Consider the following 26183-nt stretch of genomic DNA (forward strand, 5'->3'; position numbering starts at 1 on the left):
AACCGCCCCGTCTGACGTGAGCCCTGCCCGGCTCCGCCGGAGCCGTCTTCCGCCGCTCCATGACGGCACTCACCGACCGGCACCGGTTCGCTCCGCGAACCAAGTCGCTGCGCCGCTCCGCGCCGCTACGACATGATTCGATTCACCCCCGGCGTAAACGCCGGAGCACTGCGAATGAAGCCGGTAGCACAGGCAGGGTGGCGCGCAACACGTTCAGAACGCCGAACACGTTCGTGTCGAACACGGAACGGGCCTGCGCGTCGGTGGATTCCTCGACCGCGCCGAACAGTCCGTAGCCCGCGTTGTTGGCGACCACGTCGATGCGACCGAAGCGAGTGACGGCGCGGTCCACCGCGGCGGCCACGGCTGCCTCGTCACGTACATCGGTGTCGATGGCGAGCAGGTGATCGGGGTGGGCCTCCTGCAACTCGGCCAAGCCTGCGATGTTTCGGGCGAGCGCCGCGACGTTCTCACCGGCTTCGAGTGCCTGGACGGTCAGCTCTCGGCCGATGCCGGACGTCGCACCGGTGATCAGCCAGGTTCGGGAAGAGGTATGCGTTGATGTCATAGTTATGACCGTAACGACTTTGCACGCAACTAGTCAATCTCTCAGCACATCAGAGTTGCGCCTTAATTGGAATTACAGCTTTCACTGATGTAAGTTGGGGGCCATGAACAGGAGTGCGATACATGCCTCAGCGCGAGGGCCCCGCGCCGAGTCTCCGGAGACGGAGCTGGTCCTGGCCTTTGTGAACACGCGCGCTGACGGAGATGGACGCCAAGAGCTCTTCGGCGATGCCGGCGCGTTCAGTGCCTGGCTCTCCGCGCACGACCGAGCCGGCGGGCAGAACATCGTCACCGCCGCCGATGCCGCGACGGCGCGCGAGCTGCGGGACGCCCTGGTGACCATGCTGCTCGCCCACTCCGGCGATCAGGACAGTCTCGGCGCACCGCTGGAGGCCGCCGAGCAGCACCTCCGTCGGGCCGGCAGTCTTTACCCGCTGGTCAGCGTCGTGACCGCCGACGGCGCCACTCTGACCTCTGAGCAGACCGGCGTCGCGGGTGTGTTCGCAAGGGTGCTCGCCGCCGTCACGACCTTCGCTCAGCAAGGTGACTGGCAGCGCCTGAAAGCCTGCCGCAACCCTCCATGCCACTTCGGTTTCTTCGACCGCACACGCAACGGAGCGGCGCGGTACTGCAGCCCGAGCTGCGGGTCCGCGGTATCCATGCGAAACTACCGCGAGCGAAAGCGCCAACAGGACGCCGCGGCAACCGACGGCAACTGAGGGTCCGGAACCGCCGGTGGAGCGGTCTCAGGGAGGCCAGAGGACCCGAGAGAATCCAGGTGCGCCTTGTGACCAGCATCGACCCCGAACCCGTGCCGGTGATGATCTCCCAGAGCCCGCTGAAGGCGTGGCTACGCCGGCACGCCTCCCCGCTGGTCGCTTCGGCGACGCTGGTCACGATCACGCTGGCGGGCCTTCTCATCCCCGAGGACATCCATTTCGGCTCCCTGTTCGTCGCGGTGCCGGCGCTGACCGCGGTCGCTCCCCACGCCCGCGTCACGCTCTGCATGACCGGCCTCGCCTGCGTCGGCTCCGTCGCCGTGGACATCCGCGACGGTCTCGCCCGGTCGTCGATCCTGCCGATCCACGTCCTGGACGTACTGGTGATCTGCGGTCTCGTGCTCGTCCTGCGGCGCATACGCGACATGGACCACCAGACGCTCGCAGCCATCAGAGCCGTGTCGGAGACGGCCCAGCGGGCCCTGCTGCGTCCGCTGCCGTGCCGGGTCGGCTGCTTGAGGATCGCGGCCGCATACCGGTCGGCCGACGCCCACGCGCGCATCGGGGGTGACATCTACGCGGCGGAGCGCGTCGACGGCACGGTCCGCTTCCTGATCGGCGACGTACGGGGCAAGGGCCTCGCGGCCGTCGACGACGCCGCAGCGGTGCTGGGGTCGTTCCGGGAGTCCGCGCACCGCGACGCGACCCTCGACAAGCTGGCCCGGTCACTGGAGACCAGCGTGCAACGGCACCTGGCCCAGTACGCAGACTGCGAAGGTGATGCGTCCGAGCGGTTCATCACCGCCCTCGTCGTCGAGGTCCCCGACGACACCACCGAAGTCCGCGTGATCAGCTGCGGTCACCCGAATCCGATGATGTCGCGCCGCACCGGCACCTGTCTGCTGGACCTGGCCCAGCCGGCGCCGCCACTCGGCCTGGGCGGACCGGACCCGGGGTACCGCGTCGACACCTTCCGCTACGACCCCGGCGACACACTGCTGCTGTACACCGACGGGCTCATCGAGGCCCGCGACGCATCCGGGACGTTCTACCCGGCGCTGGACCGCTTCGCCACCCTGGACACGGACGAACCACACAGCGTCATCACCGGCCTCCTGACCGACCTCACCGCCCACGCCGGCGGAGAGGTACGCGACGACGTCGCCCTCGTCGCCGTCCAGCGACGCTGCACGAGTGCCCCTTCCCCCTCCCACCCCCCACCAGTGGCCTCAGCACATCCGCCGACCCGAGAAATGACGTCACGCCGATGCGGCGACCGGGCGCAGCAGACGGAGTCGCTCCAGGGTGACGCGGTATCGAACGCGGCGGAGGCCAACGCCCGGTTGCGGCTGTTTGCGCTGCTCAAGGCTCAGGGCGTGCCCGCGGACGAGGCGGACGACCTGGTGGCCGCGCTGGCGGCTGAGCAGTAGCCGGGGCTCAGTGCGCGGTGGTGGAGCTGGGCGGCATGGCGCGGCCTTTCGGGGGCCGGCGTTCGAGGACGGCCGGGACGCGGGCGTGACGGCCGTGAGCAAGGCCCCGGGTGCGCATTGTGGACGGCTTCGACCTCGCCATCGGGGACGAAGCCCACGCCGCCGACGGTGATCTTGGAAGGCCGTGGACGGCGACCCACGTCAACGCCCGCATACCGGCGGCTTCCGGCTGTGCCTGACCGCGACCCCACGCATCCTCGCCTCACCCCGCCCGCAGAGAGGCGCGGACGGCCAGCATGCCGAGGCCGCGACCGTGGCCGACGACCCGGGCGGACGTACAGCGCGTGGCCGGCCGAACACGCACTCTCGGAGGCGATCGAGCGGGAGAACCTCACCCCCTCAGACATCGACGTCCGGGACATCCGCGGCCCCTCCCCCGCGGCCGGACTCTCCGAGGACGCACTGCGGGGCCGACGCCTTGCCCTCGTGGAGCACGCGGCGGCGTACAACTGCGCACCGTCATGACCTTCCACCAGAAGGTCGGGCAGGCCATCCCGATGCCGCCACCTTCGCGGAGCAGCTGCCGGCGACGGCCTCGGAGCTGTACGTCACCCACGCGGCCGACGACGGCCTGGCCAAGCCGGACCGGCTGCCGAGGTCCTCGGCCGGCGCGGGGGTCTACGACCTGGAGGCCGGCCGCCACGTACCCGGGACCGGGTGTGGTCGGCATGGCTGTGCTGCGACCACCTAGCGGCCGAACGGCGCGAAGTGCTCCGACAGTGCCAACAGCATCGACGCCGGGGCCGGGACGTACGCAGGGCCTTCCTCACCTCCGTGCGGGTTCTCGGGGAAGGCGTCGACGTCGCCGGTGAGCGTGGAGTGGAGGCCATCTGCTTCGCCGACACCCGCGGCTCCCGGGCCGAGATCGTGCAGAACATCGGCCGGGCGCTCCGCCTGAACCGGGCGTCCCCGTAATGACCGGCTCCGGACCGGGTCCGGGCGGCGAGAGCACATCGACTACGCGCCGTCCGTCGATCGAACAGGGCCTCAGCAAGCGCTCGACGGCGCGTGGTCTTCACCACAATTTGCTCATTTCAGGGCGGACAAATGTCTATAAGTAGTTTTATAGCTATTTGCCACTCCCTAGGCATCCAGCTCCAGGGATTCAACGACCAGTGACACGGGAGAAGCGTTTGATCACGGCACGTAAAGGACGCACCCGACTGGTGGCTGCGGTCGGTGTACTCGGCGGTGTGCTCTCACTCACGGCGCTCGGCGGTACCAGCAACGCTGCCACCAGCGGCAACGACGCCGGGAATCACCCGAAACCGCCGGCGCGGGCGAATCAGGCGGCCCCCCAGGAGGCTTCCGACGCCCGAATAAAGATCACGCCCAGGCAAGGTGCCTACGACGTCGGGATCAACGACCCCGTCAAGGTCACCGTCAGCAACGGCAATCTCACCAAGGTGACCATGACCGCCGTCGCGACCGGTACCGAGGTTGCGGGCACCCTGTCCGCGGACGGCACGTCCTGGAAGCCGAACGGCCCCCTGGAGCGGGCCACCAAGTACCAGGTCACCTCGGAGGCCACGGACGCCAAGGGCCGCCCCGTCACCGGGAACGCGACGATCACCACGGTCTCCCCGGCCAACAACTTCATCGGGCACCTCTCCCCCGAGAACGGCTCGACCGTCGGCGTGGGCATGCCGGTGACGGTCAACTTCGACAAGGCGATCAGCAACAAGGCCGCCATGGAGTCGAAGATCCAGGTCAGCTCCAGCAGCGGCCAGCAGGTCGTCGGCCACTGGTTCAACGACCACCGCCTGGACTTCCGCCCCAAGAACTACTGGAAGCCCGGCTCCACCGTCACCGCCACGCTCAACCTCCACGGCATCCAGAAGACGGTCACGTTCAAGATCGGCCGCAGCCAGGTCAGCACGGTCGACGCCAAGACGAAGCAGATGACCGTCGTACGGGACGGCAAGACGATCAAGACCATCCCGATCTCGTCCGGCAGCACCGAGCACCCGACGTACAACGGTCAGATGGTCATCTCCCAGAAGTTCAGGCAGGTCCACATGAACGGTGCGACCGTCGGCCTCACGGAGAAGGACGGCAAGCCCTCCTACGACATCCAGGCCGTACCGCACGCCATGCGCCTGACCGACTCGGGCACCTTCATCCACGGCAACTACTGGGGTGCCGACTCGATCTTCGGCAAGGTCAACACCAGCCACGGCTGCGTGGGCCTGAAGGACGTCAAGGGCGGCGGCGACAGCAAGCAGCCCGCCGCGTGGTTCTTCGACCACTCGATGATCGGTGACGTCGTGATCGTCAAGAACTCCGCGGACAAGACCACAGTGGCTCCGGACAACGGCCTCAGCGACTGGAACATGCCGTGGAGCGAGTGGGTCGCGGGCAGCGCGACCCACTGACGCCACGCCACTCCCCACGCGTCCGAACCTGAATCCCTTCCGCCAGGCGGCGGGCGACACCGTGTCGCCCGCCGCCTGCGGCGTCAGGGCGCTCGAACAGCCCTCACCGCGTGTGGAACCGCGGTTGCGTCACGTCGCCCGACAGACGACCGATGCCGGCGGACCGACGGGCTGTTCGACACCGGTTCTGTGCGCCCATTGCCCGCCCAGTCTCGCTTGGTACGGGGTTGTAAGAAGCTGATCGCGAACAGCGCGGTGTTCAAGATCCCCCGGGGGCCACAGGTCATGCGGCGTCGTCCTTCATGACCTCCCTTCACAGCGAAGCCTGCGGTCCGGCCGACAGGCGGCCAGGGCGTTCCCGGCTGCTCCCCCTCAGGGTCGTGGCGGCGGCGAGGACCCGGCCGACATGGCGAACCAGCCCCATCCGCTGGGATACAGCAGACATTTCCATCGTCGTATCCCACAACCGCCCCTATCAGAAACGGACTTGTTCCCGTCACATCAGTAACACGACGGATACACAGCACCGTTGACGCGTTTCAGTGCTGACCTTAGGCTCGCTCGCCATCGGTTCCAGCCAGAGTTCGCACACATGGTCCCGTTCCTGACATGTGTGCGACCGCCCGTCGTCGCTGCGACGGCGGGCGGGGCGCTGCCGCTCGACCGGAACCGCCGTTCCGCTCCGTACCGACGACTCGGGAGAGCATGTGAACAGACGTCGCGCGCCCGGCTGGGCAGCCTCGGCACTCGTCACCACTCTGGCGCTGACCGGCGCACTCGCCGGCCCTGCCGTCGCGTCACCGGCCGCCACTTCCGCTCAGAGCCCGACCACGGCGGTCGCCACCGCGACCGACGGCATCACGCACGAGCAGAACGACCGTGTCCCGGAGGGCTCGGTCTGGACCCAGCACTACTTCCCGTCCTCGGACGACTCCGGTACCGAACTTCACGGCGACCTGCTGATGCCCGAAGGCGTACCCGCCGGGCAGAAGGTGCCGGTCATCCTCTCCATCGGCCCGTACTTCGGGCACATGGGCCAGACGAACCCCGAGGGCTGGACCCACACCGGTCCCTCGAACCGCTTCCAGGACTTCATCGAGGGCAGCGACCTCTTCGCCCACGGCTACGCGTTCCTCATGGTCGACCTGCGCGGCTTCGGCGGCTCGACCGGCTGCCTCGACTGGGGCGGTCCCGGCGAGCAGGCCGACGTGAAGGCCGCGATCAACTGGGCCGCGAGCCAGCCGTGGTCGACCGGCGCGGTGGGCATGTACGGCAAGTCCTACGACGCCGTCACCGGCCTCATCGGCAACGACCTGAAGCAGTCCGCGCTGAAGGCCGTTGTCGCCGGGGAGCCCCTCTGGGACATGTACCAGTACATCTACTCCAACGGCGTCCCCCGCCCTAATGTGACCGGAACCGCGAATGCCTACAACGGCATCGCCACGATGGCCCCGCTGTCCGACGACGACGCGCGCTATCAGGCCAACGCCCGGTACGAGGACAACCACCCGGGGTGCCTGACCGAGAACTCGGCCGGCTACCGGATATCCGACCAGAACGACCCGTTCTGGACCTCCCGTGACCTGGCCAAGATGGCTCAGGGCACCAACACGCCGCTCTTCGTCACCCAGGGCTTCATCGAGAACAACACCAAGCCCGAGGAGATGCAGGAGTACCTCACCAACCACACCGGCCCGGAGCGCGGTTGGGTCGGCCAGTGGGACCACGTGCGTGGTGGCGACCGGGTGAGCGACGGTCGCCTTGCCATGGGCCGCGAGGGCTGGTACGACGAGACGCTGTCCTTCTACGACCAGTACCTCAAGGGAGTTCAGCCCTCGGTCGACTACCCGACGTACTCCGTCGAGGACTCCACCGGTCGCTGGCGGGCCCAGGACACCTGGCCGGTGGTGGAGCGCAACGTCACCCTCCCGCTGGGGAACGGCAGTTACCTCGACGACGGCGGTGCCTCCGCCCGCGCCAACCTGGCCGCAGCCGGCACGCCGGCACCCGAGGCGGTGCAGCCGTCGGGCAACTGGGACATGGAGAACGCCCCGGCCACCGAGCAGCCGGCGCCCAAGGGGCTGGCCAAGGGCATCGCGAAGAGGCAGCAGGCCGGTGAGATCGGTTCCAGCTTCTTCGTCTGGTCACAGCCGCTCGCCCAAGACGTACGGCTGACCGCCACACCGAACGTCTCCCTGACCGCGAAGGGCGAGGGCAACGTCATGCTCAAGCTCTACGACGTCGGCCCGGACGGCAAGGCCGTGATGTTCGACGAACAAGTCTCCCTGCTCAAGGCGGGCCGGATGAGCGTCGACCTCAAGGCGACCGACTGGACGCTGGCGGCCGGGCATGTCCTGGCCGTGGAGATCGGTTCGATCCAGACCGGGTCGTGGCGTGACACCCCGTCCGGTCAGACCATCAACGTCTCGGGCGCCGTGCTGAGGCTGTCCCTGGACGGCCCGTCCGACGACGTGGCCACCCAGGGAGACCGCTCACCGTACCTGAACACCTACCTGCGCCAGTACACGGTGGACCTGCCGGCCGGTCCGGCTTCCTTCGCCGTGACGCCCGGCGGCCACATCTGATCCCACGCCCGCAGGCCGGCGCCGGCCGGCACGGCTCCCGGCCCCGCTCCGGAGCACCGTCCGGCACCGGCCCAGGCACCAGGCATGTCTCCCCCGAACAGTGCCTCGTTGTCCTGATCATGCATGGCAGGGGGAGTTGACTGCCGAGACCAATGGGCGGTGCCGGAGCCTCCGCCGGACATGAACCGCGGAGACCGCGGGCCCGGCGACGGCGCTGCCCCGGTCCAAGCCCTGGATCTGGATGCCCACCACGTCGGCCACGCCGCCCGCGCCGACCTGCTCCGTCGCCTGGACCGCGACGGCCGAGGCGGAGGCCGCGACGTACGACAAGGCGGCGGAAGACATTCGTCGAAGTGCTCCTGGAGCTCCGCCCACTCCTCGGACGTGGGGTTCCTGTACTCCTCCTCCGGCCGGAGCCGCGGCGCTGGTCGAGGAAGCGCTGGCAGTGCCACACGATGTCGTCATCGAAGGCCGCGACGTATCCGCGGGTGGTCCGGATGTTCAGGTGTCCGAGCAACGCGGCACCGATGTGGCTGGGCAGCCCGGAGTTGACCAGGTCGGTGGCGAATATCCTGCGGAAGTCGTCGGCGGAAAACGTCGTCCCGACGAAGAGGTCGCGCAGATGGGCGGTGTTGAAGAGCCGCGCCACGGTAGTCGGGACCCGGGCATGGTTCTTGGAACCAGCTGATGCGTGCCCCCGGGGAAGGCGTGGACCCGGTCGCTCACTTACGACGGCCGTGAAAGCCGGTCAGGTGGTCGGGGAGGTCGGTGAGCCGTTCGATGCGGAGCACCGTCTCGTCTGCCGTCGGCGAGGGTCCACCGGTGACGAAGTCGATGCCGCGGTCCAGCCAGATGCCGGTGAGCCCGGCGAGGGCGGCTGCGGTTACATCGCTTTCCAGCATGTCGCCCACGTTGACCGCCTGCGCGGGGTCCGTCCGCATCTGTCGGCAGGCGGTGGTGTAGGCGACGGGTTTGGCCACACCGAGCTCGGTCGGGGTCAGGACAGCTTCGAAGTATTCGAGGAGGCCGAAGCGGGCGAGCTTGGCGCGCTGCTGCTCGGGGTCCCCGTTGGTGAGAACAGCCAGACGCGGTCCTCGGGGAAGCCGTTTCAGGGTCTCCAGGCATGGCTGGACATCGGGATAGCACCGCCAGGACTCCTCGAACACGGTGAGGTAGCGCTCGGCGATCCAGGCGTCCAGAAGGCCGGGACTTTCAGGGACCGGCTCGCCGAGCATCGGCAGGAAGGAACGGAGCCTGCGTCGGTGGTGCTCGGTGAAGGAGCACTGACCGGCCAGGTATTCCCGCATGTGGCGCGCCTCCAGCGTCCACCACAACGTCACCAGCTCCTCCGGCGGAGCCGTCGCGTTCGGCGCGGCCTGGACGATCTGGCCGATCGTCTCCAAGACCGCGCTTCGGTGATCGACCAGGGTGCCGTCCAGATCGAAGAAAATCACATCTGCCATAGGATGATCATCTCGTGATGCCTGTCCTTGACACCAGTTGAGGGCGTGTACTCCGGCTAAGCTCAGAAAAACACCGGTTACAGACCGCTTGAGGGGGCCATGGCCGTCACCTACTTGATGCTCGCGCGGCTACCTGAAGGGGGCTTGGACGCCTTCGACGCTTATGAAGGCGCTGTCCTGCCCCTCCTTGCCGAGTATGGAGGGCATCTTGAGCGCCGACTGCGCACTCTGGACGATCAGGTCGAGGCCCACCTCATAACCTTCCCCACCAGCGAGGATCTCGCTGCCTACCGGGCGGATCCCCGGCGGTCTGCCGCTGCACCACTGCTGGAGTCGTCTGGGGCAGCGGTCGAACTGCTCGCGGTGCGTGACGTTTAGATGTGGCGCGGATGATGGTGCGGTCATGGCCGGCGGTTCGGGCGTTCGTCCCAGCGGTGAGTCGTCCATGCCCACAGGATCAGACTGCTCACGCTGATGACCGCGTCGACGAGGTCGAAGATGCGTCGACGACGGTGGCGCGCCGCTCGTAGCAACGGGCGAACCGGTGGAAGGCGTTCTGCCAGGCGTAGGTACATGCCACATGGCAACGCTGACTGGCCTGGCGAGACGCCGTCTCCCAGAACTGGTCGCACAGTTGTGTGGACTTTCCCTCCCAGGCCACGGAACTGCTCGACCAACTCATGCAGACACATATCCTCACCAGCTGGCGATGAGGTGAGGCGGCCTCGGACATCTTCTGGCAGTATCCTGCTGCAAAGCCGCCTTGCCACACCGGCTCAGAATTCAAGAGCACGATTACCCCTTTGAACAGCAGCATCGCCGCGTCGCACGATCCATCAGTTGTGGCATGCCGTGAAAGACCGGGCCGTGAATGCCGGTTCACCAGGTGCCTCGCAGTCCACAAAACCAACGAGTACGATCCGGCATCATCACCACAAGCACCGATGAAAGGTTGCAGCTATGTCCGAAGCCCAGTCGCACACAGTCAGAATCAAAGCCCAGTACGCCGAACAGGTAGCTGCTGACCTTGAGCGCAACGCCAAGGAACAGGAACGCATCCACACCGAAGTCACCGCCCTCCAAGAGCAGTTGACGGCGCTGCAGCAGGACCAGGGTGTGCTGCTCGGTGTGCAGAAGGCGCTGGCGGGCGACAATCCGGCTCTCGCCGTGGCCGAGACGGCAGCCGTCCCCGGGCCCCGCGAAGCTCCAACTCCCTCCCGCCGTAAGAAGGGGGCGGCGTCCTCGACGCCCAAGCCCAAGGCCACGACGCAGGAGACCGCAGCCAAGACACCCAGTACTCGTGCAGAGGCGGCCCAGCCCACGCTCGTCGAACTCGTCGGTCGGCATCTGGCGCAGGAGTCCGAACCTCGATCGGCAGCAGAGATCACCTCGGCGCTCACGGAGGCCCACCCCGAGCGCAACGTCAAGACCACGGTCGTACGCACCACCGTGGAGAACCTGGTCGCCAAGGGACTGGTCGAGCGCTCCAAGCAAGGCAAGTCGGTCTTCTACGCGGCAGCAGCCGGTGAAAAGACACCCGAACCGCAAGAGCGGCAGACAGTAAGCTCCGAGAAGTAAGCAACAGCCTGCGCGGTCCCGGCAGTCCCCACCGGGCCGATCAACGGGCATGTCGTCCGCGGCACGCAGCTCGAACTCCGCGTGCGGCGGCGGGAATTGATGCCGCAGTCGCCGCAGAATCTCCGCTACCGAGGTCTCAGGAACGGGTATTCTGCGGCCTGTCAGGTACGCGCGGCAGGAAGCGGGGCAGCAAGGCCGGGACGCCCGTGCCCGCCATCTGGGCCAGCAGGCAGCCGCGCGCCGCTTTATGCGGAGGTCTCAGCAGACCCGGTTCGGCGCAGGCATCGAAGCCCTCTGCTCGGGACGCCCTCGACTACGGTGACCAGCCCGGCAGCGGGCGGCGGGCCGAGCCCGTCTCGACCAGTGCTCACTGCTCAGCCGATGAGATCCGCTGCGCGTTCGGCAAGGGCGTAGACCGTGGCATCGATGTTGCCGGACACGATCGAGGGCATCACCGATGCGTCGGCGATCCGCAACCCGCTGAAACCGTGCACCCGCAGATCACCGTCCACGACGGACATGTCGTCGCTTCCCATCCGGCAGGTGCCCACCGGATGGAAGTAGGACTCCATCGCAGCCTCGGCATGGGCCCGCAGAGTCGCGTCGTCGTGCACCCCGGCCCCTGGGACGGCTTCCTCACCGCGCCACGGAGCCAGCGCCCGCCTCTGCCCGGTCTCCCGAGCGATGTTCAGAGCCACCACCATGGCGTCCAGGTCCCTGGAATCACTCAGGTAGCGCGGGTCGACGACGGGCGCGGCATCCGGGCAGGCGCTCGCCAGCCGGACGGTGCCACGGCTGTATGGCTGCATCAGCGGCGGCGTGATCGTGTAGCCCGTCTCGGGTCCGCGCAGCGAGGTGGAATCATCGGGACGTCGACGATGGCGATCTGCAGGTCTGTGCGGTCCACGGCCGGATCGCTGCGCAGCAGCCCCAGCGCCTCGCCGTGGTTGCTGGCTGCCGGTGGCACCGGGCGGGCGCCTCGGTAGACGATGGCGGCGCGCGGATGATCATGCAGGTTCTCACCCACACCGGGCAGTTTCGCCACCGGGGCGATGCCGTGTCCGCGAAGGGCGTCGGCCGGGCCGATCCCCGACAGCATCAGAACGTGCGGCGTAACGAAGTGGACCCGCCGGGTCGAACTCGGGCTATAGCGCTCCGTTGAGCCTTCTCAACCTCATGCTGACGCGTTGAGCTCCAAACAACGGTCGGCGGCGATTCGCGCCCAAAGTCTCGGATCCCCGCCTGCACGTTCGTCGGCAGCCGGCCCTCAGACCCCCAACCTCTCGTCAGGCAGTCCACTCATGAGCGAGAAGGCCGAGGACAACCTTGTCGACGAATGCTCCATATACCCAGGCCGCACAGCGCAACGTGCCCTCGATCGTGAACCCCGCCTTCTTCGCCGCCGCGATCATCGCAGCGTTGTCCGCGAGGGTTTCCACCTGCAGCCGCTGCAGTCCACGTACTGCGAACCCGTACTCGCACAGCACCCGGACGACGTCCGAGCTGAACCCACGACCGCGGAAGTCAGGGAGCACGGAGATCCCCAGGTGCGCCGACCTGTTGTGCGTGTCGATGCCCCACAGTGAGGCGGCACCGACCAGTGCTTGCGAATCGAGTTCCACCACCGAGAAGGCAGCTACCTTGCCCGACGGCTCAGCCACTGCATAGGGAGAGTGGGGCGACCCTGGTGGTATCGGCTGCCAGGCCCGGGGATCCTGGCGGGACCGGGTTGCCACGTCGTTGTAGAGCACAGCATGGAGTACCGGAATATCCGCCTCATGCCGGGCGCGCAGCCCGATCTTGTTGCCACGTATCATCCGGCATTACTACTGCAGCGCAACGAGTCGATCAACTGGCTTGTCCAACCGTCACCAAGCTATGCGGTCGCCCCACCGAGCAGGGCCACTCGGCCGGCTGGGGCCGCGACAGCAGCCGTAGGGCCGCACTCGAACCGGACAGATCGATCGCGGACCGGTGGACAAGCACGACGAAGCTCCTGGTGGACGACAGGTGATCTTGGTCGTGAACCCGCCCACCAGGAGCTTCACCACGTCGTGCCACCGGAGATCACCGGCCCTCCTCGGACGTCGCGTCACGCTGTCTTCCTCGACCATCCGACGCCACACCGGTACGACAGTGCGCCCATCGGGATGTCCAGTCTTTCCACCACGATCACGCCGTAGGTGCGGGCGAGTTCGGTAGTGGTCTGGTGCTACCAGTCGGTGGCGCGGCGCGTGACTGTTGCGCGTAGCCGTTTGATCTGGTTGTAGGTGTTCCGGAGTCGGCGGGAAGTCTTTTCCCCGCGCTTGCAAAAGCTCTTGCGGTGCGCGGCGCGCCGCTCCAGGCGGACCGGCTGTAAGGCGCACCTCACGGAAACCTGCGAACCAGTCACCAGACGCTCGTCGAACGGTAGTTGCTGCCGGTGCACGTCGTGGATGCCGGTTGCACCACCGCCGCCCTGTTCGTGACCACGGCAGAGCCGGGCACGAAACTGAGGCGCAGTGCACCAAGCCCCCGTCAGGCCGCCGGGGCCGGGGCCGGGGCATCACCTTCCTCCCGCGCGAGCGCCACGAGGCCCTCGAAGCCGTCCGCCGGGCCCAGGACACCGACGAGTGGAAGGCTCGCTATGCGATCCGGGCCGCCGCCGTCCACGCGATCCCGGAACGGACAAGGCAGCCCTGCTTCCCCCTGGCCGCGGCCACGCCCCAGCCCCGGCCACGGCAGCCCTCCAGGCAAGGTCCAGCCCGCCGAGGAAGCAACTGCGCCCGCCGCGTCCTCCCCCTCGCGCGACGGCACGACCTGTGTTCTCGCAGGTCAGCGTGCAGGTCTCGCCACGTGGAGCGATTAGTCCCTATACCGTGCCGCACCTCGTCGTATCCGCAACGACACGCTGCTGAGCGGGGTGAGCAGGCGTCAGGAGATCACCTTAAAGGGCTAATAGTATTTCAAAGTGCTTATATGAATCGAAATTTGACATCCAATCAGGCACCCAGAGGCGGCCAGGCGGGCACCACAAATACCCCGATCGGCACCCTGGCATCAAATCTCCGATATGCCCGATATGACAGGCCTGGGTACGTTCACTGCATGTCGACTGTCGAGCCGGCATCTCTGAGACAGGAGAAGCAATATGCAGACCCCCCGCTCCACGATTGTCACCGCGGCTGTCGCGGCTGCCTCGGCCGTGGCTGCGACCGGCATCACCTACGCCGCGGCGGCCTCCGCACCAGTGCCTCAGGTGGCCCCGGCCGCGGCCGCAGCCGCTGCCGAGGCGGCTCTCTTCGGCGGCGACTCCGGACAGAGCAAGGGCAACGGCAACAAGAACGAGAACGAGAACTTCGAGGAAGGCCGGATCCACATCAACGAGCGGTCGTACTCGTCCCGCCCGGGCGACTGCATCACCGTGGTCAGCGGTCTGGGTGCCAAGACCCTCAACATCCGCAACGACAGCCGCAAGACGGTCGAGGTCTTCCGCGGGGCGGTGTGCGACAACGGCGCCCCCGTCGCCGTCGTCGGCCCCCGCAGCCAGAGCGACGGCGTGAACACCGGCCACACCGAGGGCATCCACGTCGAGGACGGCGTGGTCGGCAGCTTCCGGGTGATCTCGCACCACAAGGACTGGGACTAGTCCCGTGCCGGTTGCCTGGGGCTGGTCCCGAGCCGGTAGCAGGATGAGGAGCCCCGGCCCGCCGCAATCGGGCCGGGGTTCGATTGTCCGACAACCCGCACGCCCTGCACACCCTGCCAGTGCCGGACGGGAGGCACTACGGGTCTGCCCGGAAGACCATCCCTCCTCTTTCACCGGCCGAGCGGCCGAGTGACTCCCGCCAAAACGCCTCCCGTTGGCACCTGTCCCTGCTTGTCCCTGCGCAATGTCCACCGGCTCCCATCCCGACGTTCGGGTACCTCCAATCGGGTGAGGCCCAAGCCGCACGCCGCGTGCGGTTGCCCTTTCCCCTGCGCGTGATCGGACGCACGGGCTGGGCTCGATGTGACGGCGGCCGCATGTTCGCGCTGCTGCCGTGCTCGGGGAATGGGCGCCGGCGGTCGCCGCCGTCGGCCTGTGCGTAACCGATCGCCCATATCGGGCGGCCACGCCGACTCGGACCCTGCGTCACGCCCCGCCACCCAGTGCGGCACGCAAGACGGTCAGGGCCATCCGTATCCATGACTGTACGGAGTGATTGATGTGTGTATTTATCTGGTGGAGGACGTGAGCGACGACAACCACATCCTGGACATCCTCGACCTCACGCTGACCCCCGCACTGCCGCGTCTCGGGCACCAGCTCCGCTGTCAGATGGACGCCCGCCTCAAAGAGCCCGTCGATCTGACCCGGATCATCTGCAATGTGGTCATGAAGTTCGGTCCGCTGAAGATGCTGGACAGGAACTACACGCTTCCCGATCTGCTGGCGATTATGGGCGCAGGGCTGTCGGGCGACCCCAAACCGCCTGCCGGGCCGTGGAAGCAGACGTGGTACCTCCAAATCCCCGAAACAGTGCCGGTGGCGGAACACCGGATCCGCCTGCGCGCGCGGACGGGGCACGGGAAAGGCTTCTTCGCCCTGGACATCCCCGTCGACTTCAGGCGCAGAAATCATCCGTTCGCGACGAACGACACTGTCAGCTCACGCATGATTCACAGCACACGCCACGCCGTGCGGCGATGGTGACGGGCCGACGGCGGCGGGCGCGTACGAGATCCGTGGCACCCTGGAGCTGATCACCGTGAGCCGGATTTCCACGCGCAGCGCGGGAATCCGCTGCTTTCATCGTGAGTGGAGACTTCCACACCTGGGCAGCACTCATCCGGCGCCACCGAGCAGTGGACTACATTCAGTGGCCGCGCCCGGCGGATGAGTGTCATCGGCTCTCCGGTGACGCGGCCGGTCCGTTCACGGTGCGCGCAAGGCCCGCTGCGTCCTACGCGGTGCCCGTCATCGCCTCCAGTCAGGTTGCCCGAGCGTGAGCGAAGCACGGTGCGCGGCAAGGGCCCGGACAAGGGGATGGGAGAAGCCGAGCCCTTCGATGATGTCCGCGAGGCGGTCCTCCAGCAGCTCCTCGTGCTCTTCCACCTGTTGAGCTTCGAGGAGAAGGGTGATGACGCCGGCGGCCGTGATCAGGGTCTCGTAATGGGTGCGGCCCAGACCGCGGTCTGCCTCCGCCAGCGCTGCCCGGGCCGCGGCCAGCGCCACGTCGGTGTGGCCGCGTAGCCGATGGATGTGAATGAGCCGGTACCGGGCGGAGACGACCACCGGATGACCGTCTCCGAGGGCGCGCCGGCCCTTGTCGATGGCCTCCGTGAACGCGGCCTCGGCCTCGTCGAGACGCCCTGTGTCACGCAGCGCCGTGGCCCGTTCGACCAGTGCCGCGACGGCCGGGAGTGAGATCTGCTCGGGATCGGCGGAGAGATGCGCCACCCGCTGCTCGATCTCCGCCAGGTCCTCGGCGCGGTCCCGCTGTGCGGCCTCCTCGGAGATGTGCTGTTCCTCCAGTGACTGGCTGGCCTGGTACAGCGCTGCCCGGATCGCCAGCGTGTCGGAGTCGCCCGCGCCCAGCACGGCCTCGAACACGGGGAAGATCTCCTGTCAGAGCGCGAGCGCCTCGGCGGTCCGCCCGGCCCGTTCCCAGATCACGGCGAGGTTGTTGCGGGCCATGAGCGTGGCTCGGTCGCGGGGGCCGAGCGTCTTGGTGCGGTGCTCGACGAGCCGTTCCACGATCTGCTGAGCGCGTTCGTACTCGCCCGCCCGCAGATAGATGCCACCCAGGTTGTTGTAACCGTCCCAGACCGAGGGGTGGCCCGCGCCCAGGGCCGCGCTGCGCGCCTCGACGACTTTCTCCAGCAGCCGGGCGCCGCGCAGGGATTCGCCCGCCTGGTCATGGGCGGCGGCCAGGTTCGAACGGGCGGTCAAGGTGGCGGGCGCGTCCCGGCCGATGTGTGCTTCGCAGGTCCGTACGAAACGCTGGGCAAGGGGAACGGCCCTGGCGCCCATGTTGTTCTCCAGCAGCAGGACCACCGTACGGTTGACGATCATGGCCCCGGCCGGGAAGTCGTCCTCGGGCCGGGTTTGTTCTGTCCAGTACGTCAGGTGCGGCAGCATGGACAGGCAGCGTGCCGTCTCGCTCGGACTGCCCCGTTCTCCCAGGAAGTCGCCGAGGGCGAGGATCGCCTCGTCGCGGCCGCGTGTGCCGTACGTGGCGCGGGCCTGGTGGCGGGCTTCCCCGGGAAGGGTGTGGCCGCCGTCCTGGTGCCGTACGAGCATGCCCTGTCCCGCGAGTTCCTCCAGAGCCTCGGCGGACGCCGTCGGCAGGCCCGGCGGAAGCGGGTCTGGGCCCAGCCAGGCAGCGGTGGTCAGCAGGGCGGTGGCTTCGTCCGAGAGGCCGTTCGGCTCGTTCATCGTCAGGCTCCCGTGTGGATGTACGAAGCCCAGATCGTCGGAGTTGCGGGGTACCGCTCGCGCAGTTCTCGCACCGCCGTGTGCAGGGCCCGGGCGGAGTCGTCGGTGCGCGGTGCATGGCTGCCGGAGCCGGTGAGGTGGCCGTAGAAGGAGCGCGAGACTTCGCCGGCGACGCCGTCGCTGACCGGCCAGAGGGCGCCGATGACGTGGCGGAACCCGGCAAGCTGGAAGGCACCGGTCAGGTGCAGGCTTTCGTCGGTGAGGTCGGGGCTGACCTCGGACGTGCTGCATGCCGAGAGCATCGCCAGCTGCCGTCCGGTCAGATGCAGGGCCGCGAGGTCCGCAACGGTCAGCGGGGCCGCCTCGTGGTCGGCGAGCAGCAGTCTGCTCGTGCCCGGCGCGTGCACCTCGGTCATCGCGTGACAGGCGAGGTGGACGCTGGCGTGGCCCGGGAGTGCGGCCAGCACGTTCGCCCGGGTCGCCGTGGACCCGGCGAGCAGCGTGGCATCGGGCAGCAGCGTGCGCAGGGCGGCCACCTCCGCCTCCACGCCGTGCAGCGCGGCTGCGGAGGGCGGCTCGGACTGGGAGACGATCAGCGTCCGCCCGTCACCGGCGCTCGGCGGCATCCGCCGCACGAAGTCCAGCGCGCGCAGGCTCGCCGTGTACGAGGAGATCACCCGGTCCAGTACGCCCGCGCCCGCGCCGGCCGCGTGCCAGGGCAGATAGCCCAGGAAGCCCAGCGGACACCACCACAAGCGCGGCCAGGTGTCCTCGGGCGTCGAGGTCAGGCCGAGTGCCCGCAGGACGGGTTCGGCGGCGCACTCCCACAGCCAGGCCAGGGTCTCGCGCACCTCGGCCTGCGCGCTGAGGCGCACCCGTAGGGTGTAGGCATCGCTGGTGGCGTAGTGGCGGGCGGTGAGGAAGGTCAGGACGCGTTCGCTCGCGGTGTGGAAGTCGAGTTCGGGAAGGTCGAGGACGCGTACGGGCTCGTGATCCCCGGTGAGCAGGAGGGCATGGGCGCCCGAGGAGACCGACGCCACCATGACGACGGGGCCTTCGGCAGCGATCGCCGCCAGGTCGAGGGGTGCGGGCTCGGGGACCGTGGCGCGCAGCTCTGTCCAGCGGGCGGTCAGCTCGACGCGCTCGGCGGCGATCTTCCGGTCGAGTTCCTGCTGCCGGTCGATGCCCTGGGGGATGGCCCGGTCCCGGGCGTCCAGTGCACGCAAGTGTGCGGAAACGACCCGCAGTTGGTCAGCCAGAGCGGGTTCGAGCCGGCTCGCGTCGCTGCGGATGTCCATGGCGTCTTCGGACAACAGACCGCGACTGTGTTCGAGGAGCTCCACGGTGCGGGCGGGGTCGCCGGCGGCCAGGCCGGTGGAGATGATCTCCTCGGTCAGCAGCGAGTAGCTGCGCAGCGCGTGCTCCCGGTCGGACCACAGTGGGCCCGACACCACGTTCAACCGCAGTACGTCGACGGCCTTCGCCAACCGGTCCATCGCGGCTGCGCCACCGGCTCTGGCCAGGGCAGTCTGGGTGAGGGCGGCCCGCATCCGGACGGCAGGCCGGGCGTCGGCCGATCCCACGACGCGGTCGAGACCGGCGAGGGCCACATCGAGCAGTTCGCGGTCATGGGTGAGGTCGGCCAGCCGGCCCTGTGCCAGGGCGCGTTCCACCTGGACGGCGATCAGGGTGACGGGGGCCGCGGATCCATCGAGCGCCAGTGCCCGGTCGGCCAGAGCGATCGCGGCGCGCAGCCCGTCGGCGTCGTCCTCGGTGGCGGCCAGCAGTCTGCGGGCACGGCACAGTTCGTTGAGAACGAAGGATGCCGCGCTGTCGTCGGTCGCGGCCAGGGACAGTGCCCGTTCTCCGTGCCGCACGGCTTCCCGGATCGTGGTGACCGGCTCGCCGGGCACCAGGGAGTACAGGTCGGTGAGGATCGCGGTGAGTCCGCACAGCATGGTCACCTGATGCTGCTCGGGCAGGCCGGGCAGCTCCCAGGCCCTGCGGTGGGCTTCGAGTGCTTCGCGCAGCAGTGCCTGGTCGTTCAGCCGACTCGCGTACCGGTGCAGGATCATGCCGTGCGTGGTGATCAGCGCTGCGTGGTGTACGTCGTGTGCCGGATCCACTCAACCTGACCATCGCCGCGGACGGTTCCGGCCAGACCTACACCGCGCTCTGCACGGACGCCGACAAGGTCACCCCGGCCCTCAACACCAACCTGATCGCGAACCCCGGCGCCGAGGACTACACGGCGGCGACGGCGCTCGGCGCCCCGCTGACCGACGACCAGACGATCGCGAACTGCTGGACCAGCTCCTCCCCGCTGAACGCCCCCGACGGCACGCAGGAGTCCCGCGCGTCGACGTACCCCGGCGTGTCCGGCAGCCGGGTCTTCTACGGCGGCACCAACCCCAGCACCGTCTCGATCCCGGGCATCACCACCACGGGCACCCAGAAGATCGACGTCAGCTCGATCGAGGCGGGCGGCGAGCCGTTCAAGCTCTCCGCCGCTCTCGGCGGCTACGCGACGCAGAGCGACTACGCGACCGTCACCGCCAAGTTCCTGGCCTCCGACGGCTCCACGCTCAGCACGGGCGTCATCGGCCCGGTGACCGCGGCCCAGCGCAACAGCATCTCCAGCTTGCTCCCCCAGGCCTGGTACGGCACGGTCCCCGACGACACCGAGCAGATCGTCATCAGCATCGCCACGGTCGGCGTCAGCAGCGGCGCCAACAGCGACGGTACGGCCGACAACCTGAACCTGACGATCGGTTCGGACGCCAGGCCGACGGGCCCGATCCTGCAGACGATGCCGTACGCGTCGGTCGGCGACGACGTGGGCACGCACATCGACCCGGGCACCGGCGCCGCCGTACCCAACGTCAGTCCGGGCTCGCTGTACCACCCGCAGGGCGTGTCCGCCTCGGACAAGTCGGTGTACGTGTCGAACACCGGTGACAACGTGGTGGCGAAGCTGCGCAACGGCGACACGTCGATCTTCGCCGGCTCCCTGGAGGCCTACGGCCTGAAGGGCGACGGCGGCAAGGCCGACGAGGCGACGCTGTACCAGCCCACCGGCACCGCGGTCGACGCAGACGGCAACGTCTACATCGCCGACAGCAGCGACAACGTGGTCCGTGTGGTCACCGAGGACGGAGTGATCCAGCAGTTCGCGGGCACCGGCGTGGCGGGCGAGAACTTCGCCCACTACGCCAAGTCGAGCCGGCTCGACCATCCCATGGGCCTGGCGGTCGACGCGGCGGGCGACGTGTTCATCTCCGACACCTACAACAACCGGGTGCTCGAGGTGTCCTCGGACGGCGTCGTCACCCACGTGATCGGCACCGGCAAGGCCGGGTACGACGGTGACGGCGACACGGCCAAGTCCGCGCGGCTGAACATGCCGACCGGCCTCGCGGTGGACGCCAAGGGCAACCTGTACATCGCGGACTCGTCCAACAACGTGATCCGCCGGGTGGACGCCGAGACCCAGGTCATCACCACCGTCGCGGGCAACTACGCGGCCGGCAAGGGCGGCGACGGCCTCGGCGGGTTCTCCGGCGACGGCGGCGCGGCGACCTCGGCCCAGCTGAACGACCCGCAAGGCGTGGCCGTCGACAGCGCCGGCGACCTGTTCATAGCCGATACCTTCAACAACGCGATCCGCGTGGTCACTTCGGACGGAGTCATCTCCACCGTGGTGAACTCCTCGGCCTCGCCCGGCGGTGAGACCAGTGGCGCGGCCCCGTCCGCGTCGAAGCTCAACACCCCGTACGCGATCGCGATCGACCCGTCCACCGACCTCCTCTACATCGCCGACACGCGCAACAGCGCCGTCGCGCAGGTGATCGGTGTCACGCGGTCCGGCGACGGCGCGGCGGGCCCGGTGGCCCCGGCGACGGCCTGACGGACCCACGAGACGAAGAAGAGAAACCAAGAGAGACGATGAGCGACAAGTCCACTGATTCCGCCGGCCCGCGGCTGTCCCGCCGCCAGTTCGTCACCAGCGCGGCGGCCCTGGCCGGCGCCGCAGGCATGGCCGGCCTGCTGCCGGAGAACCTCGCCCGGGCCGCGACCCAGAGCCCGGTCAAGGGCAGCCTCTCGCAGATCAAGCACGTCGTGTACGTGATGATGGAGAACCGGTCCTTCGACCACTACTTCGGCACCTTCCCCGGCGCCCGCGGCTTCGACGACCCGACCGCCGTCAAGCTGCCGAACGGCAACTCGGTCTTCCAGCAGCCCGACCCGGCCAACCCGGACGGATATCTGGAGCCGTTTCACATGTCCACCATCACCACGGGCGCCGCCGCGATCCCGTCGCTGTCCCACGACTGGCGCGACCAGCACGCCTCGTGGAACCAGGGCAAGATGGACGGCTGGCTGACCACTCACATCGCCTCGGACGGCGAGCAGAACGGCTCGTACACGATGGGCTACTTCACCCGGGAGGACATCCCGTTCCACTGGGCGCTCGCCGAGTCGTTCACCCTGCTGGACAACTACCACTGCTCGGTCCTGGGCCCGACGGACCCGAACCGGCTGGTGTGGATGTCCGGCACCAACGACCCGCAGGGCAAGTACGGCGGGCCCGTGCTGGAGACCGTGACGCCGAACCCGCTGACGCACCCGTCGGCGGCGGAGATCCTGTACAACGCGGGGTACAGCGTCAAGAACTACTTCTCCGGCACGTCCACCGGGTTCAACGTGTTCGCCTGGTTCCAGAACTTCCAGGACACCACGACCCTGCCGGCCGGCCTGTACAACTCGATCATGAGCGGCGGCACGCTGTTCGGCGACGGCACGCCCGGCGGGCACGGCAACCCGGCCGCCCCGAGCCCGGCGACCGACCCGACGCTCGCGTTCGAGGAGGACTGCGCCAACGGCGTCCTGCCGGACGTGTCCTGGCTGCTGATGCCGAGCGCGGCCGACGAGCACCCGCCGAACCTCCCAGCGGCCGGCGCACAGTACCTCGCGTCCAAACTGGAGGCGCTCGCCGCCAACGAAGAGCTGTGGAACTCGACGGTGTTCGTCCTCAACTACGACGAGAACGACGGCTTCTTCGACCACGTCCCGCCGCCCGTCCCGGACCCCGACAAGTACCCCGAGGAGTTCGTGCAGGTGCCCTCCCCGAAGGGCACCCCGGGCGGCGGCCTGCCGGTCGGCGCGGGCTTCCGGGTGCCGTGCATCATCGTGTCCCCGTGGACCGTGGGCGGCCGGATCTTCTCCGAGGTCTCCGACCACACGTCCGGACTGCAGCTGATCGAGGCGATCACCGCCGCCGGCGGCCTGTCCGGCAACGGCCCGGTCACCTTCACACCGATCAGCACATGGCGGCGCAAGACGTTCGGCGACTTCACCGGCGCCTTGAACCTCAAGAAGCCGCAGCCGGCCCCGTCCAACACCCAGTTCGAGGCCACCACCACGGCAGCCAACCTGGCCGCCCAGACCACGGCCGCGGCCCAGCCGATGCCGACCCGTCCGGGCGGAACCCAGACGATGCCGCACCAACTGCGCGACAGCGGTAAGCAGAGCTGACCCATAGCGCACAAGGTCGTAGGGCCGTCCGCCACAAGCGGGCGGCCCCACGGCTATTTCAGCGGGCGCGCACCTCGTACGCGTGCTGCGCGAACAAGGCCTCATCACGGCGGCGAAGACCTCCCCCGTGGTGGTGCCACGCACGGCACCGCAGGGAGGTCCTACTCCTGGCGGCGTGTCAGGTACGCGGCCGGCCGCCCTGCTCCTGGCGCGGCAGGGTCTGCTGGGCCGGCACACTCGGCATGGGCAGATTGTCGGCCTCGTACTGGGCGAGGCTGTAACGGGCGCCGGTCTGCGGCAGCTTGGGCAGGGCACGTTGCGGCGCGGACATCCGCAGCGCCGAGGTGAGGTCGCCCGTGACGCGCCGGCGCCATTCGCTGATGTTCGGCTCGGCCACACCGGTCACCCGCTCCAGGAACTGGAGGACGGAGGTGTGGTCGAAGGTCTCCGTGGCCACCCAGCCGCCCACCGTCCAGGGCGAGATGATGATGCACGGCACCCGGAAGCCGAGACCCACCGGAAGGTTCCCGCCGGCGACACCGGTCGGCGAGGACTTGGTGACGAACTCGCCCGCGGTGCCGGCCGGCGGGGTCGGCGCTACCACATGGTCGAACAGACCGTCGTTCTCGTCGTAGTTGAGGATGAAGACGGTCTTGGCCCAGGTCTCCGGGTTGGCGGCGATCGCGTCGATCTTGCCGGCCAGCCAGTTGGCGCCCGCCGCGGGCATGCGGGCCGGGTGCTCGTCGTACAGCTGCGGCGGCAGCAGCCAGCTCACCTTCGGCAGCTTGCCGTTCATCGCGTCGTACTCGAACTGGCCGAAGGCGCTCTCGGCGATCGCCTTGTCGTACAGCGGGTCCCCGGCCTTCGCCGCCTGGTACTGCTTCATATTGGCGATCGGCGGCAGACCGGTGGGGGTGCCGCCGGGGCCCGACGAGGGCTCGTGGTAGATCTTCCAGCTCACCCCGGCCGCCTCCAGGCGCTCCGGGTAAGTGGTCCACGAGTACGTCCCCTTGGCCGCGCCGTTGTCCAGCGCGGGTCCGCCGGCCAGGCCGTCGGGGTCGATGGTGCCGGTCATGTGCATGTACCGGTTCGGGTGCGTCGGACCCATCACCGAACAGTGGTACGCGTCGCAGATGGTGAACGCGTCGGCCAGCGCGTAGTGGAACGGGATGTCGTCACGGGTCAGGTAGCCCATGGTGTACGGGCCCTTGGTGTTACCGTCCGCGGCACGGTGGGCCGGCAGCCAGTTGTCCATCTGGCCGTTGTTCCACGCGTTGTGCTGCGCCTTCCAGGCGTGGCTCAGAGACGGCAGGGCCATCGCGGCGGTGGTCCTGGAGTCCATGTGGTACGGCAGCACATAGCCGTCCGGGTTCAGGCTGTCGGGCTGGTAGTAGACCGACTTCCCGTTCGACAGCTGGACCGCGTCCCGGTCCTCGAAACCGCGCACGCCGGACAGGGTGCCGAAGTAGTGGTCGAAGCTGCGGTTCTCCTGCATCAGGATCACCACGTGCTCGATGTCGGACAGTCGCCCGCCCGACGCGGGCTCGGCGGCCGCCGCCCGGCTGAGGTTGGGCGGCAGGATCGACGCGGCAGCGGCCATGCCGCCGACCGCTGCCGCGGCACCGAGCAGTCTTCTTCGGGTGGGACCTTGCTGCTGGGTGGCGTCGGACATCCGTGTTCCTTTCGCAGGCACGCCTGTTGGAGCGTGCGGGGAGGAGAGCACGGCAAGGCTGCTGGTCATCGGGTACACGACAGTGAAGAATGCGTGGCCACTACAAGAAAAGGACCGCGACAGCGCCGACCAAGTGACGGCGGGGCGAACTGCGGACCATGGCACGGCATCGCCCACACCGCACCTGACCTCAACCACCGCGTACTGGCGTCAGTTGCGGCATTTGACGACCATCAGCGAAGTAGGCGCGGCACACGGACCGGGCCGATCGACCATGTTGGATGCGCTGATCCGGCCGCACCGTGCGTGCCCGGTGGGTCGGTCCGCGACGCTCTGTCCGTGCCGCCGCGGGGAAGCGGGACAGGTGTGGGGGTTCCGAGCGCGGAGGCTCGAGCGTGATGGCAGCGCGGGCACAGTTCTCTCCAGTGATCACTGAGCGTCGCAACTCCATGATCACCAGGACCTGTGCTCCTCCTGCCGCCGAGGCCCCCACCGCGCCTGTCGGCGCGGCTTCTCAGCCGGGCGGGCTGCCGGGCGAAGGGCTGTGCGGATCACCTCGCGCATCTGCGCGTCCGTCAGCACGGGGTGCCGCAGCGGCTCCGTCGAGCCGGTCCAGCCGACGACGATCACGCCGAGGTGCCTGCGCGATGCGTCGACGGTGGTTCCACGTGTGATGTCGAGGATGCCGTGCACGGTCCACAGGGCGACGCCGATGTCCTCACCGGTCAGGTCGGGCCGGACCAGCCCTTCGCGCCGGGCGTGTTCCAGCAGGGCCGCCTGGGCGTCGCGGGAGCGCACCACGAGGTCGGCCACGCCGGGATCGCTCCGCATGCGGGCCACGCTGCCCCGGTGGGCGGCGAGCAGTTCTCCGACGTCGTACATGTACGCGATCAGACCGCCGTCGTCGTCGAGGCGTCGTTCGGCCAGGGCCACTGCCTGTCCGAGGAGCCGTCGTACCAGAGCGGGCAACAGCCCTTCCCTGTCGGCGAAAGCCGGTAGACCGGACCCAGTCCCGCATATCCCCCGACACTACGGGTGGCAGTACTCGCCGCAGCCGGTGAGCACGTCGTCGCCCGGACCGCCATTGGCGCCCTCCCCGTAGGCACCGCCGCCCCCTTCGATGCGGTCGTCGCCGTTGCCGCCGTAGAACACGTCGCGGCCACCGCCCAGCAGAACGTCGTCCCCGTCGCCTCCGAAGATCTCGGTGTACGCGGGGCCCGCCGGGTCCATCTTCAACCGGTCGTCGCCGTCGTCCAGGTTGACGACCAGCGACGTGAGGTCGGACGCCTCGTCGCCCGGCGCTGTGCTCGTGCAGGCCACCAGCTTTCGGTCGGTGGCGTCGGGGTGGACACATCCCGCGCCCGAGGTGATCGCCACGTCGTCCCGGATGGTGAAGGTGTACGTCGTGAAGTCGGCGTTGTGCGTGAAAGTGATCACCACCTTGTTCGTCTGACCGTCGGCAGCCGTGTAGTACACCTTGTTGTCGTCCGACGAGACCCGGGCCGCCGCCGTCCGCGTGGCGGGCGGCGGAGCGGGCTGCGCCTGCTCCGGGTCCCCTCCGCTGACGCGCGCCCCGACGAGGACGGCGGCCGCGGCGACGGCGAGCGCGCCGGCTCCGAGACCGACAGTGCCGGCCCGGAAAGTGGTGGGGCGCAGGGACATGGGGCGTCTCCCTCGTGCTGCATGAGGCGGTGGTGCCGAACACTCCCGTTGGACAGTCGGCGGGATGCCCGAGTTGCAGCGCCTGCGGCAATCGGCTGCACAATTCATCCGTGCCTGGGTCACCGGCCACCGGGCGT

Annotated in this window: 22 protein-coding genes and 3 pseudogenes; 10 read left to right on the top strand and 15 right to left on the bottom strand. The window is 68.6% G+C overall.

The features are described 5' to 3' along the window. Positions 1-142: 142 nt before the first annotated feature. Positions 143-568 carry an SDR family NAD(P)-dependent oxidoreductase gene (locus IEZ19_RS21920; RefSeq protein WP_189312947.1) on the bottom strand — a complete coding sequence of 142 codons (426 nt, stop codon included), beginning with the start codon at positions 566-568 and terminating at the stop codon, positions 143-145. Positions 569-671: 103 nt separating this feature from the next. On the opposite strand from IEZ19_RS21920, the gene IEZ19_RS21925 reads away from it, so the two are divergent. The 5 genes and pseudogenes from IEZ19_RS21925 to IEZ19_RS21945 all read left to right on the top strand — a co-directional run bounded on the left by IEZ19_RS21925 (position 672) and on the right by IEZ19_RS21945 (position 7736). Next, positions 672-1286 (top strand): CGNR zinc finger domain-containing protein, encoded by a 615-nt coding sequence (locus IEZ19_RS21925; RefSeq protein ID WP_189312948.1) that lies wholly within the window; start codon positions 672-674, stop codon positions 1284-1286. 68 nt (positions 1287-1354) lie between these two features. Continuing rightward, a complete protein-coding gene (locus tag IEZ19_RS21930; RefSeq protein ID WP_189312949.1) occupies positions 1355-2716 on the top strand; it encodes a PP2C family protein-serine/threonine phosphatase in 1362 nt (453 codons plus the stop codon). A 125-nt stretch (positions 2717-2841) separates the two neighbouring features. Then, a pseudogene (locus IEZ19_RS50825) lies at positions 2842-3679 on the top strand (DEAD/DEAH box helicase); the annotation flags it as partial. A gap of 260 nt (positions 3680-3939) precedes the next feature. After that, the gene (locus IEZ19_RS21940; RefSeq protein WP_229840635.1) at positions 3940-5151 is read left to right on the top strand and encodes a L,D-transpeptidase; all 1212 of its coding nucleotides are present in this window, start codon (positions 3940-3942) and stop codon (positions 5149-5151) included. A 707-nt stretch (positions 5152-5858) separates the two neighbouring features. Beyond that, complete coding sequence (locus tag IEZ19_RS21945) at positions 5859-7736, top strand: CocE/NonD family hydrolase (RefSeq protein WP_189312952.1); 1878 nt, start codon at positions 5859-5861, stop codon at positions 7734-7736. Between the two features lie 117 nt (positions 7737-7853). On the opposite strand, the gene IEZ19_RS21950 is transcribed toward IEZ19_RS21945, so the two are convergent. The 5 genes and pseudogenes from IEZ19_RS21950 to IEZ19_RS50835 form a co-directional block, all read right to left on the bottom strand. Further along, positions 7854-8081 (bottom strand): hypothetical protein, encoded by a 228-nt coding sequence (locus IEZ19_RS21950; protein WP_189313130.1) that lies wholly within the window; start codon positions 8079-8081, stop codon positions 7854-7856. A 181-nt stretch (positions 8082-8262) separates the two neighbouring features. Further along, positions 8263-8385: pseudogene (locus tag IEZ19_RS50830) on the bottom strand (hypothetical protein); the annotation flags it as partial. A gap of 73 nt (positions 8386-8458) precedes the next feature. Beyond that, entirely contained in the window at positions 8459-9199 is a 741-nt protein-coding gene (locus tag IEZ19_RS21960) for an HAD family hydrolase (protein WP_189312953.1), read from the bottom strand. A 129-nt stretch (positions 9200-9328) separates the two neighbouring features. Beyond that, complete coding sequence (locus IEZ19_RS21965) at positions 9329-9646, bottom strand: hypothetical protein (RefSeq protein ID WP_189312954.1); 318 nt, start codon at positions 9644-9646, stop codon at positions 9329-9331. After that, positions 9601-9815: pseudogene (locus IEZ19_RS50835) on the bottom strand (IS5/IS1182 family transposase); the annotation flags it as partial. The gene IEZ19_RS21965 and the pseudogene IEZ19_RS50835, both read right to left, overlap by 46 nt. Positions 9816-10159: 344 nt before the next feature. On the opposite strand from IEZ19_RS50835, the gene IEZ19_RS21970 reads away from it, so the two are divergent. Beyond that, on the top strand, positions 10160-10777 hold the full coding sequence (locus IEZ19_RS21970) for a BlaI/MecI/CopY family transcriptional regulator (protein ID WP_189312955.1): 618 nt from the start codon (positions 10160-10162) through the stop codon (positions 10775-10777). Between the two features lie 374 nt (positions 10778-11151). Here the strand turns inward: IEZ19_RS21970 and IEZ19_RS21975 are convergent, their stop codons facing one another. The 3 genes from IEZ19_RS21975 to IEZ19_RS21985 all read right to left on the bottom strand — a co-directional run bounded on the left by IEZ19_RS21975 (position 11152) and on the right by IEZ19_RS21985 (position 12594). Continuing rightward, complete coding sequence (locus IEZ19_RS21975) at positions 11152-11586, bottom strand: GMC oxidoreductase (protein ID WP_189312956.1); 435 nt, start codon at positions 11584-11586, stop codon at positions 11152-11154. Beyond that, on the bottom strand, positions 11586-11876 hold the full coding sequence (locus IEZ19_RS21980) for a GMC family oxidoreductase N-terminal domain-containing protein (protein WP_189312957.1): 291 nt from the start codon (positions 11874-11876) through the stop codon (positions 11586-11588). The genes IEZ19_RS21975 and IEZ19_RS21980 overlap by 1 nt, the downstream gene beginning before the upstream one ends. A 187-nt stretch (positions 11877-12063) precedes the next feature. Continuing rightward, positions 12064-12594, bottom strand: a complete 531-nt coding sequence (locus IEZ19_RS21985; protein WP_189312958.1) for a GNAT family N-acetyltransferase — start codon at positions 12592-12594, stop codon at positions 12064-12066. Positions 12595-13907: 1313 nt separating this feature from the next. On the opposite strand from IEZ19_RS21985, the gene IEZ19_RS21990 reads away from it, so the two are divergent. Both IEZ19_RS21990 and IEZ19_RS21995 read left to right on the top strand, forming a co-directional pair. Beyond that, positions 13908-14405: a hypothetical protein gene (locus tag IEZ19_RS21990; RefSeq protein ID WP_189312959.1), complete on the top strand. Its 498-nt coding sequence runs from the start codon at positions 13908-13910 to the stop codon at positions 14403-14405. Positions 14406-14990: 585 nt separating this feature from the next. After that, the gene (locus IEZ19_RS21995; RefSeq protein WP_189312960.1) at positions 14991-15452 is read left to right on the top strand and encodes a hypothetical protein; all 462 of its coding nucleotides are present in this window, start codon (positions 14991-14993) and stop codon (positions 15450-15452) included. 264 nt (positions 15453-15716) lie between these two features. Here the strand turns inward: IEZ19_RS21995 and IEZ19_RS22000 are convergent, their stop codons facing one another. From IEZ19_RS22000 to IEZ19_RS22010, 3 genes are read right to left on the bottom strand one after another with little or no spacing between them, the layout of a single operon-like run. Continuing rightward, positions 15717-16352, bottom strand: coding sequence for a tetratricopeptide repeat protein (locus IEZ19_RS22000; RefSeq protein ID WP_189312961.1), 636 nt, complete (start codon positions 16350-16352; stop codon positions 15717-15719). A 15-nt stretch (positions 16353-16367) separates the two neighbouring features. After that, a complete protein-coding gene (locus IEZ19_RS52605) occupies positions 16368-17177 on the bottom strand; it encodes a tetratricopeptide repeat protein (protein ID WP_189312962.1) in 810 nt (269 codons plus the stop codon). A 2-nt stretch (positions 17178-17179) separates the two neighbouring features. Next, positions 17180-19303 (bottom strand): CHAT domain-containing protein, encoded by a 2124-nt coding sequence (locus IEZ19_RS22010; RefSeq protein ID WP_189312963.1) that lies wholly within the window; start codon positions 19301-19303, stop codon positions 17180-17182. On the opposite strand from IEZ19_RS22010, the gene IEZ19_RS22015 reads away from it, so the two are divergent. Beyond that, the gene (locus IEZ19_RS22015) at positions 19291-21084 is read left to right on the top strand and encodes an NHL domain-containing protein (protein WP_189312964.1); all 1794 of its coding nucleotides are present in this window, start codon (positions 19291-19293) and stop codon (positions 21082-21084) included. The two genes, IEZ19_RS22010 and IEZ19_RS22015, sit on opposite strands and share 13 nt — an antisense overlap. Before the next feature lie 38 nt (positions 21085-21122). Beyond that, positions 21123-22712, top strand: coding sequence for a phospholipase C (locus IEZ19_RS22020; RefSeq protein ID WP_189312965.1), 1590 nt, complete (start codon positions 21123-21125; stop codon positions 22710-22712). Between the two features lie 178 nt (positions 22713-22890). On the opposite strand, the gene IEZ19_RS22025 is transcribed toward IEZ19_RS22020, so the two are convergent. The 3 genes from IEZ19_RS22025 to IEZ19_RS52610 all read right to left on the bottom strand — a co-directional run bounded on the left by IEZ19_RS22025 (position 22891) and on the right by IEZ19_RS52610 (position 26046). Continuing rightward, a complete protein-coding gene (locus IEZ19_RS22025) occupies positions 22891-24384 on the bottom strand; it encodes a phosphocholine-specific phospholipase C (protein ID WP_189312966.1) in 1494 nt (497 codons plus the stop codon). A 453-nt stretch (positions 24385-24837) separates the two neighbouring features. After that, positions 24838-25353 (bottom strand): hypothetical protein, encoded by a 516-nt coding sequence (locus tag IEZ19_RS22030; RefSeq protein WP_189312967.1) that lies wholly within the window; start codon positions 25351-25353, stop codon positions 24838-24840. 60 nt (positions 25354-25413) lie between these two features. After that, positions 25414-26046, bottom strand: a complete 633-nt coding sequence (locus IEZ19_RS52610) for a hypothetical protein (RefSeq protein ID WP_189312968.1) — start codon at positions 26044-26046, stop codon at positions 25414-25416. Positions 26047-26183 lie beyond the last annotated feature (137 nt).

The sequence above is a fragment of the Streptomyces brasiliensis genome (assembly GCF_014647875.1).
GTDB classification, from domain to species: Bacteria; Actinomycetota; Actinomycetes; order Streptomycetales; family Streptomycetaceae; genus Streptomyces; species Streptomyces brasiliensis.

What these genes read in the sequence shown, in the direction of transcription:
- IEZ19_RS21950 (WP_189313130.1), bottom strand. Translation starts at nt 8,081, where the DNA reads ATGTCTTCCGCCGCCTTGTCGTACGTCGCGGCCTCCGCCTCGGCCGTC.
- IEZ19_RS21960 (WP_189312953.1), bottom strand. Translation starts at nt 9,199, where the DNA reads ATGGCAGATGTGATTTTCTTCGATCTGGACGGCACCCTGGTCGATCAC.
- IEZ19_RS22025 (WP_189312966.1), bottom strand. Translation starts at nt 24,384, where the DNA reads ATGTCCGACGCCACCCAGCAGCAAGGTCCCACCCGAAGAAGACTGCTC.
- IEZ19_RS22020 (WP_189312965.1), top strand. Translation starts at nt 21,123, where the DNA reads ATGAGCGACAAGTCCACTGATTCCGCCGGCCCGCGGCTGTCCCGCCGC.
- IEZ19_RS21970 (WP_189312955.1), top strand. Translation starts at nt 10,160, where the DNA reads ATGTCCGAAGCCCAGTCGCACACAGTCAGAATCAAAGCCCAGTACGCC.
- IEZ19_RS21920 (WP_189312947.1), bottom strand. Translation starts at nt 568, where the DNA reads ATGACATCAACGCATACCTCTTCCCGAACCTGGCTGATCACCGGTGCG.
- IEZ19_RS21925 (WP_189312948.1), top strand. Translation starts at nt 672, where the DNA reads ATGAACAGGAGTGCGATACATGCCTCAGCGCGAGGGCCCCGCGCCGAG.
- IEZ19_RS21990 (WP_189312959.1), top strand. Translation starts at nt 13,908, where the DNA reads ATGCAGACCCCCCGCTCCACGATTGTCACCGCGGCTGTCGCGGCTGCC.
- IEZ19_RS21985 (WP_189312958.1), bottom strand. Translation starts at nt 12,594, where the DNA reads ATGATACGTGGCAACAAGATCGGGCTGCGCGCCCGGCATGAGGCGGAT.
- IEZ19_RS21975 (WP_189312956.1), bottom strand. Translation starts at nt 11,586, where the DNA reads ATGCAGCCATACAGCCGTGGCACCGTCCGGCTGGCGAGCGCCTGCCCG.
- IEZ19_RS21980 (WP_189312957.1), bottom strand. Translation starts at nt 11,876, where the DNA reads ATGCTGTCGGGGATCGGCCCGGCCGACGCCCTTCGCGGACACGGCATC.
- IEZ19_RS52605 (WP_189312962.1), bottom strand. Translation starts at nt 17,177, where the DNA reads ATGAACGAGCCGAACGGCCTCTCGGACGAAGCCACCGCCCTGCTGACC.
- IEZ19_RS52610 (WP_189312968.1), bottom strand. Translation starts at nt 26,046, where the DNA reads ATGTCCCTGCGCCCCACCACTTTCCGGGCCGGCACTGTCGGTCTCGGA.
- IEZ19_RS21965 (WP_189312954.1), bottom strand. Translation starts at nt 9,646, where the DNA reads ATGGACGACTCACCGCTGGGACGAACGCCCGAACCGCCGGCCATGACC.